We start from the raw sequence: 2,291 nt of genomic DNA, 5'->3' as shown, positions 1-2,291 counted from the left end.
GTCGGCTCGGTGCGCAGATGCAACCGGAACCCCTCCTCGGCCACCTCGCCATCGCGCGGCGCGTAGAGGACCGTGAACCGTTCGTCGTTCTCGGAGGCCCACACCGTCTCCAGCACCCAGTCCGGGTGTTCCACCACGGCGATCGGCTGTGCGCTCTCCCCCACCACGCGGGCCAGATCCACCCGTTGCCGCGCGCGCTCCCGCGCCGCCTGAGCCCCGATCAGCCCCGTCACCCCCGCCAGCAGTACCGCCACCACACCCAGGGCGAACACCATGCGCCAGCGGTACGAGGGCGCCCGGACCCACACCATGACCGCCACCTGCACCGCCGCCCAGTGCCCGAGAACGACGATGATCGGCCGCCACTGACCCTGAGGGTCGATCACGACCGCCAGCGCCGCCACCACCGTGGTCATCACCAGCGCCGCCGTGACCACGACGGGCAGTTCCCACGGGCGGTCCCCGCCACGACGTCTCCCCCACCAGACCATGCCCAGATGCGCCCCCGCCAGCAGGGCCAGGAGCAGCAGAACGGTCAGCCCTGCGGGTCCGGTGTCGTCGTAGAGCAGCCCCAACAGCGTCATCATCCACCCCACCCAGACCACCACGCCCACGACCAGGGGGAACACCCACACGTAGAGCTTGGCGGGCACACCGATCAGGTCGTCCACGGGGTACCGGTACGCGGGCGCCTCGGTGTCGGCGGGGGTGGTGTTCATGGGGGCTCCTGTGTGTGGGCGGGTCACCCGGGGTGCGATGCGTCCCCGCACGCCCCGGTTCTCTCCCCTGGGCCGGTACTCCCCCGGCCGGGCCCCGGCGCGGCGTGGGGCGCCCCTCTGACCCCACAGGAGCGACGCCCCTTCGCGCCGTGGAGCGCCCGCATGCCGGGCCCGGAGCGACAGACCCCCGACGCGCCCCGCGTGAGATCGGCCCACTCGGCCCACCGCGCGTGATGGGCTCGGCGGCCTCTCCCCCGCGGCCGACCCGCCGGGATTTAACCGCCCCACCGGATACCGACATGTATACGTAACGGTCCGGCACGTCCGGGGAAACACCCCGACACCAGCCTCCTAGGAGCACTCCTCACCGCTCCCCCACACCCCTAGGAGGTGCGCATGGCCCGCTCCCGTCCCGGTGCCCTGCCCCTGGCCGCCACACTGACCGCCCTGGCCCTGACCGCGACCGCCTGCGGCGCAGACGACCCGGCCGGTGTCGACGAGGACACCGTCACCGTCGGCATGCTGCACTCACTGTCGGGCACCATGGCCATCAGCGAGGTGACCGTCCGCGACGCCGTACAGCTCGCCATCGACGAGATCAACGCCGACGGCGGTGTCCTGGGCCGGCAGATCACCCCCGTCATCGAGGACGGCGCCTCCGACGAGGCCACCTTCGCCGAACGCGCCCAGAAACTCCTGGCCTCCGACGACGCCGTGGCCGTGTTCGGCGGCTGGACCTCGGCCTCCCGCAAGGCCATGCTGCCGGTGTTCGAACGCAACAACGGCCTGCTGTTCTACCCCGTCCAGTACGAGGGTCTGGAGGCCAGCGACAACATCGTCTACACCGGCGCCACCACCAACCAGCAGATCATCCCCGCGCTGGACTACCTGCGCGAGGAGGGCCACACCAGCCTGTACCTGGTCGGCAGCGACTACGTCTTCCCGCGCACCGCCAACCAGATCATCACCGCCTACGCCCACGCCCACGACATGGAGATCGTCGCCGAGGAGTACACCCCCCTGGGGCACACCGAGTACTCCACCATCACCAACGACATCGCCCGCAGTGAGCCCGACGCGGTCTTCAACACCCTCAACGGCGACTCCAACGTCAGCTTCTTCCAACAGCTGCGCTCGGCCGGGGTGGAGGCCGACCAGACCCCCGTGCTCAGCGTCAGCGTCGCCGAGGAGGAGGTCGAGGGCATCGGCGCCGCCAACATCGAGGGCCACCTCACGGCGTGGAACTACTACCAGACCCTGGAATCGGACACCAACGCCGGTTTCGTGGAGGCCTTCACCGACACCTACGGCGCCGACCGGGTCACCTCCGACCCCATGCAGTCGGCCTACAACGGTGTCCACCTGTGGAGGGCCGCGGTGGAGGCGGCCGACGGCTTCGAGGTGGACCAGGTCCGCGCCGCCCTGGACGGCATCACCCTGGAGGCCCCCGAAGGCACCATCACCCTGGACGGCGACACCCAGCACGTGGTCAAGACCGCCCGCATCGGCCGGGTCGACGCCGAGGGACTCATCGAGGAGATCTGGACCTCCCCCGAACCCATCACCCCCGAC

2 protein-coding genes are annotated in these 2,291 nt (G+C 70.7%); one reads left to right on the top strand and one right to left on the bottom strand.

Annotated elements, in window-relative coordinates:
* A partial coding sequence (locus DSY14_RS27595) for a hypothetical protein (protein ID WP_211719531.1) occupies positions 1-719 on the bottom strand: 719 nt, incomplete at its 3' end.
* A 396-nt stretch (positions 720-1,115) separates the two neighbouring features.
* On the opposite strand from DSY14_RS27595, the gene urtA reads away from it, so the two are divergent.
* Positions 1,116-2,291, top strand: a 1,176-nt coding sequence (urtA, locus tag DSY14_RS27590) for an urea ABC transporter substrate-binding protein (RefSeq protein WP_211719530.1), incomplete at its 3' end; no start/stop codon positions are given.

The organism is Nocardiopsis sp. MG754419 (assembly GCF_018207095.1).
Lineage (GTDB): Bacteria > Actinomycetota > Actinomycetes > Streptosporangiales > Streptosporangiaceae > Nocardiopsis.
This window is presented reverse-complemented; position numbering and strand designations above follow the sequence as displayed.